This is a genomic window from Oleiphilus sp. HI0117 (assembly GCF_001635235.1).
On record NZ_LWGA01001058.1, the window covers coordinates 1 to 1,916 of the forward strand.

Here is a 1,916-nt window from a genome sequence, read left to right on the forward strand (position 1 = left end):
GATATCGGTACCGGCCCTGGATTACCCGGTATACCGATGGCCATCTTGTTTCCAGAAAAGCGCTTTTTGCTGGTCGACAGCAATGGTAAAAAGACACGCTTTTTGACTCAGAGTAAGATTACACTTTCGCTAGCCAATATCGAAATAGTGCATGGACGTGTAGAGAGTGTTGCGCAGGATAAACAATTTGACCAAATTATGTCACGCGCATTTACAGCGCTAGATAATATGGTAAAACTATGTAAGCACTTACTTACTGAAAAGGGTGAGTTTTTAGCAATGAAAGGTTTGCATCCAAAAGATGAGATTAATGCACTGCCAATAGATTATCATGTTAAAAACGCAATTAAGTTATGTGTTCCCGCTTGTGAAGAGGACAGGCATTTAATTATCATAGAGAAAACTTCAGCGTAATAAGCATATTGCTATTGAAAGCGTCTATAAGTGAGGGTTACACAGTGCCAGCGAAAATCTATGCGATTACTAACCAGAAGGGGGGGGTTGGAAAAACGACCACCACTGTAAATCTTGCTGCATCGCTGGCTGCGACCAAACGCAGAATTCTCCTTATTGATCTTGATCCGCAGGGAAACGCAACTATGGGTAGCGGGATCAGCAAGAATGAAATTGAATATACGGCCTATGATGTACTGACCAAAAAGGCCGATGTTCAAGAGGTCATTACGCGTTCAGTCGTTGGTAAATACGATGTTATTCCTTCCAATGGCGATCTGACTGCAGCGGAAGTCGAGCTCCTTAATGAGATTGGCCGTGAACATAGACTGAAGCAAGCCTTAAAATCTATTCGTGATGATTATGAATTCGTCTTGATCGACTGTCCTCCTTCTCTAAATATGCTAACCGTTAATGCCTTATCAGCGTCGGACGGCGTTATCATTCCAATGCAATGCGAATATTATGCGCTAGAAGGCTTGGCCGCATTAATGAATACGGTTGAGCAGATTAGAGAAACCATCAATCCGAAGTTAGAAATTTCCGGCATACTTCGTACTATGTATGACCCAAGGAATAGTTTAACCAGAGATGTATCTGATGAACTTCAGGAATATTTCGGTGAACAGCTATATAAAGTCGCAATTCCAAGAAATGTAAGACTAGCGGAAGCACCCAGTCACGGTATGTCAGCATTACATTATGACAAAGCTTCAAAAGGTGCGATTGCATATTTGGCATTGGCCGGTGAAATCGTCAGAAAGAACAAAGCAGCAGCAAAAAAAGCCGACTTGGCTGAAGCATAAAACAATAATTAAGCTCATGACTTTTAAAGGTCATCATCAAGCGTTACTAAGTGAGTAGGAAAATACGTGGCAAAGAAACGAGGTTTAGGGGAAAAAGGTTTAAGCGCTTTACTCAAGGGCTCAAATGTCGACTTTAAAAAAGAAGTTGAAAACGATGGAGACCTTAAGCAACTTCCAGTTGAGTTTCTAAAACGAGGTAAATATCAGCCTCGTCGTGACATGGATCCTGATGCACTCGAAGAGCTCGCCGAGTCAATTCGACAGCAAGGTATTATGCAGCCGATAGTGGTTCGTTCTCGTGGCGAAGACTCCTATGAAATTATTGCGGGCGAAAGGCGTTGGCGGGCAGCACAAATCGCTCAGCTCGATAAAGTCCCCGCAATTATTCGTGATGTTGAAGATGATGCGGCTGTTGCAATGGCGCTTATCGAGAATATTCAGCGTGAAAACCTTAATGCAATGGAAGAAGCCACCGCTTTACAGCGTTTGCAAGATGAGTTTGAACTTACCCAAAGCGAAGTAGCTGAAGCCGTTGGTAAATCGAGGTCAACCGTGACTAACTTGCTTCGCCTGATCAACCTAACAGATGAAGTAAAGTTGATGCTAGAGCATGGCGACTTGGAGATGGGCCATGGCAGAGCGATGTTATCGTTAGAT

Annotated in this window: 3 protein-coding genes; all 3 read left to right on the forward strand. The window is 43.1% G+C overall.

Annotation, left to right across the window (positions count from 1 at the left end; all coding sequences use genetic code 11):
* Positions 1–414: 16S rRNA (guanine(527)-N(7))-methyltransferase RsmG (rsmG, locus tag A3757_RS18965; RefSeq protein WP_068740088.1), on the forward strand; the 414-nt coding region annotated here is incomplete at its 5' end.
* Positions 415–458: 44 nt separating this feature from the next.
* Complete coding sequence (locus tag A3757_RS18970; RefSeq protein WP_068507309.1) at positions 459–1,259, forward strand: ParA family protein; 801 nt, start codon at positions 459–461, stop codon at positions 1,257–1,259.
* 66 nt (positions 1,260–1,325) lie between these two features.
* Positions 1,326–1,916, forward strand: a 591-nt coding sequence (locus tag A3757_RS18975) for a ParB/RepB/Spo0J family partition protein (RefSeq protein WP_068740090.1), incomplete at its 3' end; no start/stop codon positions are given.